Here is a 5,905-nt window from a genome sequence, read left to right as displayed (position 1 = left end):
TCGGCGCACTGGGCGCGGGCCCGGGCGGGCAGCCGGTGCGGCAGCACGCCGTGTGCGGTGCGCTCCAGATCGAGGGCACCGTGCAGGAGGTCCGCGGTGACGGGGGTGGTGATCCAGTCGTGCAGAGAATTCATGGTCTACTTCCTCAGCAGGGTGTCGAGGTGATCGAGGATCCAAGCCCAGGTCTCTTCCGCACCGGGCGCGCTGTGGCTGAAGCCCCCGGCCAGTTCCAGGCTGACGTAGCCGAAGAAGACGCTGCCCAGCAGCCGCACGGCGTGCGTCTCGTCCGGTTCCGCCAGGTCGTAGCCGCGCAGGATCGCCCGCGTCATCTGCGCATGCCTGCCCCCGGCGCTCGCGGCGGCGGTTTCCGGATCGAGCGGGAACCGCGCGGCGGCGAAGCGGCCGGGGTGTTCGCGGGCGTAGTCGCGGTAGACGTTCGCGAAGGCGGCCAGTGCGTCCTTGCCCGCCCGCCCGGCCAGTGCGGCGGCCGCCCTGTCGGCGAGTTCGTCCAGCGCGAACAGGGCGATCCTGGTCTTGAGGTCCTGGGAACCGGCCAGGTGCGAGTACAGGCTCGCCGCCTTGACGTCGAACCGCCGGGCGAGCTCCGAGACGGTCACCTGGTCGAAGCCGATCGCGTCCGCCAGTTCCGCCCCGGCCTGGACCAGTCGCTCCGTGGTCAGTCCGGCCCGCGCCATGCTCTCCCCCCTTCGCCAATTAGGCTAATTCCTACAAGGCTTAGGCAAAGGACGATACACCGCAGGACAAGCCCGGGGTCGAACGGCCCTCAGACGCGGTGACGGGCGAGGAGGTCGCGGCCCATGTCCCTGGCACGCAGGGCGGCATCGCGGTCGCCTTCGGCGGCGGCGACGATCGAGCCCTTCATCAGGATGTGCCAGGAGTGGGCGAACCCTTCGGGGTCGGCCAGCCCGGCCTCCTCGGCGAACGTGCGTACGAGGGCCCGGATGTTGGCCAGGTACCGGATGCTCGCCTGCCCCAGTGGGTGCGCTGGGCCCATCTCCAGCAGTATGTTGATGAACGAGCAGGTGTCGAACTCCTCCGGCCTGCGGAACCAGCCGTCGAACGCGTCGAAGATCGCGAGCAGCCTGCCCGTCGGCGTCCCGCCACGCTGCCGGGCCTGCGCCTCGACGAAACCCACCGTCCAGAGCTGCTCGCGCCGGTCGAGGAAGGCGAGGACGAGCGCTTCCTTCGACGGGAAATGGCGGTACAGCGTGGCCTTGGCCACCCCCGACCGGGCGATGACCTCATCGATCCCGACGTCGCGGATCCCGCGCCGGGAGAAGAGGTCGTAGGCCGTGGTCACGATGCGTTCCCGAGCATCGGGCCTGGTTGCGGCCGAGCTGTCGGTAGTCATGTCGCGCACATGGTAGCCAGGGGCGGCCCCGGTCAAACCTGCCGAGACAGACCCGTCCGGCCCGACCGTTTGCCACCGCACCGGTAGTGGTATCCGGGGGCATGCACGTGCCCGAGGAGGACCGGCTCCGGCCGGTTCTGTCCGATGTGGACTACCCCTGCGGCAGGGCGGAACTGGTCCACCAGGCCGCCGCGCACGGTGCCGACGACGACATCCTCGGCCACCTCGCCGGCCTGCCCGAGGGTGACTACACCTGTTTCGAAGCCGTCACCGGAGCGCTCGCCGAGACGGTGTGACATGCGACTGGTACGAAGCGACCTGTCCGCGCCCGGAATCCGCCGCCTGCGGTGCGGACGCGGCTTCCGCTACCTCGCCCCGGACGGGCGCCCACTGCGGCACCGGGAAACCCTCGACCGCGTGAGTGGCCTGGCGATCCCCCCGGCCTGGCGCGACGTGTGGGTCTCGCCCGAACCGAACGGCCACCTCCAGGCGGTCGGCACCGACGACGCCGGGCGGCGGCAGTACCTCTACCACGAGCAGTGGCGCCGCGAGCGCGACGGGGAAAAGCACGACCGCGTGCTGGAACTCGCGCGGCGGCTTCCCCGCTGGCGGGCGCGGGTGGCGGGCGATCTGCACGGACGCGGGCTGCACCGCAACCGGGTACTGGCGGCCTCGCTGCGGATGATCGACCGCGGCGTGTTCCGCGTGGGCAGCGAGGAATACGCCGAGGAGCACGGCACCCGCGGGGCGGCGACCCTGTTGAAGGAGGACGTGACCCTGCGGCGGCACGTGATCATCTTCCGCTACACCGCCAAGGGCGGGATCGAACGCGCGCTCAGCATCAGCGACGAGGAACTCGCCGCGGTGGTGAAGTCCCTGCGGCGCGCGCGCTCCGGCAGCGAGCGGCTGCTCGTCTACCGCGACACCGACGGCTGGCACGAGGTGCGGGCCGAACAGATCAACGACCGGTTCAAGGAACTGGCCGGACCGCAGTTCACCGCGAAGGACCTGCGCACCTGGCACGCCACGGTGCTCGCGGCGGCCGCGTTCGCCGCCGCCGGGCCCGCCTCGTCGAAGCGGGCGCTCAAACGCACTCAGGCCGCCGTGACGCGGAAGGTGGCCGAGGAACTGGGGAACACCCCCGCGGTGGCCCGCAAGTCCTATGTGGACCCTCGGGTCGGCCGCGCCTACGAAGAGGGGGCCACCATCGAATCCGCGCTGCGCCGCCTCGGCGGCAGCGGCGTCCGGGGCGAGCGTGAACAGCACGTGCTGGAACGGGCCGTGATCCGGCTGCTGTCCGGCCGTGACCATGTTTGACCAGCCCGGCGGGAGGTACCAGGTCCGGGTGTGGTTGCTGAGACCGCCGGGTGTCTACCGCCCGCAGGCGGACACCCGGTTGCTGCTGACGGCACTGCGGGAGGCGCGGCTGGGCCGCGGCGCGCGGGTGCTCGATCTGTGTACCGGCACCGGGATCGCGGCCATCGCGGCCGCCCGCGCCGGAGCGGAGTCGGTCACCGCCGTGGACGCCTCACTCCCGGCCGTGCTGAGCGCACGCGTCAACACCCGCCTGCGGCGGCTGCCGGTCCGCGTGCGGCACGGGGACCTGAGCCGGTCCTTCGAGGGCGCACCGTTCGACCTCGTGCTGGCCAACCCGCCGTACATCCCCGCGCCGTCGCACGGTCCAGGGCAGGGCGCCGCACTGGCCTGGGACGCCGGACCCGATGGACGGCATTTCCTGGATTCCCTGTGTGAAAGCGCTTTCGGCCTCCTCGACCCCGGTGGCGCGATGCTCGTCGTGCACTCGGCTTTGTGCGGCGTGGAGCGAACTCTGAAAGCTTTGCGGGACAACGGACTGAAGTCCGCGGTGGTGGCCAGGGCCCTCGAACCGTTCGGGCCGGTCCTGCGCCGCCGCGCCGGATACCTGGAAAGCGCCGGGCTGATCGAACCCGGCGAGCGGCAGGAGGAACTGGTGGTGATCCGTGCCGACCGCACCGGAGGATAGGCCCCGGCGCGTCACCGTCGTGCCGGGCGGGCCCGTCCTGGTGGAGGGTCCGGTGGAACTCGAACTGCCGGACGGCACCACCGTCCGCTCCGACCGGTTCGTCGTCGCGGTCTGCGCCTGCCGGCGCAGCCGCCGCTACCCGTTCTGCGACACCAGCCACCGCCGCACCCGCCGCGCCTGACCCCTCCCTCGGCCCCTCACAGCCGTACCGACCAGGGCTCCGGCAACGTCGCGTGAGTGTTGGCCGTGAAGGGTCCCTTCACAGCCGATTTGACTGTGAAGGGACCCTTCACGGCTTGCCCCGGTCCCTCCGGCCGGGGGTGAGGGGGCCCTCACGGTCGGAGTCCCAGGCGGCTTCGCCGGTGTCCTGATCGCCGGGGAGCAGGGAGGTGCGGTTTTCCCGCCAGGCCCCGAGCACGTGCGCGGCGAAGCGGTCCTCGACGAGGTTCGTCGCCTGGACGCCGAACACCACGTCCGCCGCCAGTGCCGGTTCGTCCGCGAGCAACCCCCCGATCACGTCCCGCCGCATGACCTGCTCGTGCACCGCGTCGGCCTCGATGTGCTCGGTGAAGAACACCCGGCACGCTTCGGGGGCGCCGAGACGCCGCAACGCGCGGTCCAGCCGGGCCGCGCTCGGCGGTGTGGTGATCTCCGCCGCCGCGAAGTGCCCGACCAGCGCGCCCCGCAGCCGCCGGTGCAGCCCGAACAACGACATCAGGTTCACCACCGCCAGCATGGCGGCGGGGACGCGGTCGAGATAGTGCAGGTAGCCGGGATCCAGACCGGCCGCCGCCAGCAGTTCCGCGTAGAGCCGCGCGTGCACCCGCTCGGCGCGGCCGCCGCCGAACTCGTCGAACTCCACCGCCACCAGCGCCGCCTTGGCCTTTCCGCGCAGCCGCGGGATGACCCAGGCGTGCGGATCGGCCTCCTTGAGGTGGTAGATCGACCGGTGCACGAGGTACTCGCGCAACTGCCACCATTCGCCTTCCCCGGCGAGGAACGCGCTGATGCCGGTGCCGCCCGCCGGCTCGGTGAGCAGTTCGCCGAGCACGTCCTCCACGTCGTCGCCGCCCTCGGTCCCGGCCCGCAACGCGGCCAGGAAGACCCGTTCCAGCGCGGCCCGCAGCCGCAGCAGTTCCGGATCCCATTCCCAGTCCGGATCCACCCCGGGCAGGCCCTGGTAGTGCAGCTCGTAACACAGCTGCAGGGCGAGCTGGGCGTCTTCCCCGAACGGGTCCTCACCGGCCACTTCGGACAGTTCCGGGAAGTCGCGGCGCTCGTCCCGGCGCAACGCGTCCAGCACCGCGGCCGACACCGGACCCCGCGCCCGCGGCAAAGCCGCCACCCCGCTCGTCATGGGCCCCGGATACCCGTCCGCGCGGCCCGTTACGCCCGCGAGGTGAGCAGAGCGATCAAGGCCGGGAACCCCGCGGCGAGGGCGCGCCGCTGGCGCTCGGCACCGGTCCCCCGCTCGTACAGCCCGCGCATCAGCGCCCGCACCGTACCCAGATCGCCGGTTTCCTCCAAGGCCGGGCGGAGGTGGGTGAGCAGTGCGTACACCGCCCACCGGGCCGGGACCCGCCGGGCCCGCACGGCATCCACCGCGGTGCCCGCCAGCCCGTCCCTGGCCGCCGCCCACACCGCTGCCGCGGCGACCTGCGGGGACAGCCGGGGCGGCGGGGCACCCCGGCTCAGATCGTCGAGTGCCCGCCGGACGAGTGCCCGGCTCAGCAGGGCCTGCAACACCGCCTCACCAGGGGTGGCGGTGGTGTCGGCGACCCGGAATTCCAGGGTCGGCAGCGTGGCCGACGGGCGGACCAGCCAGAACGTCATGCCCGGGTCCACCAGTGCCCCGCAGTCGACCAGCCGCGCCACCTCGGCCTCGTACGCGGCGGCGGAAGCGAAGTACGGCGGAACCCCCGCCCCGGGGAAGCGGGCCTGCTGCACGATGCGCCAGCTCGCATAGCCGGTGTCGCGTCCCCGGTCGATCGGCGAGTTGACCGACAACGCCAGCAGGACGGGCAGCCAGGGCGCCACCCGGTTCATCACCGCGACCGCCGTCTCCCGGTCCGGCACGCCGACGTGGACGTGACAGCCACACGCCTCGTAATCGGCCACCATGCCGCGATAGGTCTCGTCGATGCGGGCGAACCGGCCGTCGTTGTCCCCCAGCGTGGCCGGACCGGACAGCACTGCCGTGCCCGACGCGGCGATCACGCTGTCGTGCAGCCGCGCGGCCTCCGCCAGCGCCCGGCGCCCGGCGCCGAGTTGCTCGCCCAGTTCCTCCGCGGTCCGGCAGATCCCGGTGGCCGCCTCCACCTGGGTCGCACGCAGTTCACGCTGGAGGGTGGCGCCGCCCGGCAGCGGCGGCTGCCCGGCCAGGATCCGGGACGCGCGGGGCACCGTCGCGCCGGTGGCCGGGTCGAGCAGGAGGAACTCCTCCTCGACACCCAGGGTCGGCCCGATGCCGGAGTCCGCACCGGACCCCGGCATCCGGTCACCGTCCGGACGGGGCCGGACCGGGCGTGACA

Annotated in this window: 8 protein-coding genes; 4 read left to right on the top strand and 4 right to left on the bottom strand. The window is 72.6% G+C overall.

What is annotated here, in order from left to right:
* Positions 1-137: 137 nt before the first annotated feature.
* Together FNH05_RS30075 and FNH05_RS30070 are read right to left on the bottom strand one after the other, a co-directional pair.
* Complete coding sequence (locus tag FNH05_RS30075; protein WP_144592232.1) at positions 138-695, bottom strand: TetR/AcrR family transcriptional regulator; 558 nt, start codon at positions 693-695, stop codon at positions 138-140.
* An 89-nt stretch (positions 696-784) separates the two neighbouring features.
* A complete protein-coding gene (locus FNH05_RS30070; protein WP_144592231.1) occupies positions 785-1,372 on the bottom strand; it encodes a TetR/AcrR family transcriptional regulator in 588 nt (195 codons plus the stop codon).
* A 101-nt stretch (positions 1,373-1,473) separates the two neighbouring features.
* On the opposite strand from FNH05_RS30070, the gene FNH05_RS30065 reads away from it, so the two are divergent.
* From FNH05_RS30065 to FNH05_RS30050, 4 genes are read left to right on the top strand one after another with little or no spacing between them, the layout of a single operon-like run.
* Positions 1,474-1,668 carry a DUF2795 domain-containing protein gene (locus tag FNH05_RS30065; protein WP_144592230.1) on the top strand — a complete coding sequence of 65 codons (195 nt, stop codon included), beginning with the start codon at positions 1,474-1,476 and terminating at the stop codon, positions 1,666-1,668.
* Position 1,669: 1 nt separating this feature from the next.
* On the top strand, positions 1,670-2,689 hold the full coding sequence (locus tag FNH05_RS30060) for a DNA topoisomerase IB (RefSeq protein WP_144592229.1): 1,020 nt from the start codon (positions 1,670-1,672) through the stop codon (positions 2,687-2,689).
* Complete coding sequence (locus FNH05_RS30055) at positions 2,682-3,374, top strand: HemK2/MTQ2 family protein methyltransferase (protein ID WP_144592233.1); 693 nt, start codon at positions 2,682-2,684, stop codon at positions 3,372-3,374. The genes FNH05_RS30060 and FNH05_RS30055 overlap by 8 nt, the downstream gene beginning before the upstream one ends.
* Positions 3,352-3,555 carry a CDGSH iron-sulfur domain-containing protein gene (locus tag FNH05_RS30050; protein ID WP_144592228.1) on the top strand — a complete coding sequence of 68 codons (204 nt, stop codon included), beginning with the start codon at positions 3,352-3,354 and terminating at the stop codon, positions 3,553-3,555. The genes FNH05_RS30055 and FNH05_RS30050 overlap by 23 nt, the downstream gene beginning before the upstream one ends.
* A gap of 108 nt (positions 3,556-3,663) precedes the next feature.
* Here the strand turns inward: FNH05_RS30050 and FNH05_RS30045 are convergent, their stop codons facing one another.
* Both FNH05_RS30045 and FNH05_RS30040 read right to left on the bottom strand, forming a co-directional pair.
* Positions 3,664-4,731 carry an iron-containing redox enzyme family protein gene (locus FNH05_RS30045; RefSeq protein WP_144592227.1) on the bottom strand — a complete coding sequence of 356 codons (1,068 nt, stop codon included), beginning with the start codon at positions 4,729-4,731 and terminating at the stop codon, positions 3,664-3,666.
* A 29-nt stretch (positions 4,732-4,760) separates the two neighbouring features.
* The gene (locus tag FNH05_RS30040) at positions 4,761-5,867 is read right to left on the bottom strand and encodes a carboxylate-amine ligase (protein WP_144592226.1); all 1,107 of its coding nucleotides are present in this window, start codon (positions 5,865-5,867) and stop codon (positions 4,761-4,763) included.
* Positions 5,868-5,905 lie beyond the last annotated feature (38 nt).

Source organism: Amycolatopsis rhizosphaerae (assembly GCF_007713715.1).
GTDB lineage: Bacteria > Actinomycetota > Actinomycetes > Mycobacteriales > Pseudonocardiaceae > Amycolatopsis_E > Amycolatopsis_E rhizosphaerae.
Note: the sequence above shows the minus strand (reverse complement) of the source record. Positions and strands in the feature narration are given on the sequence as shown.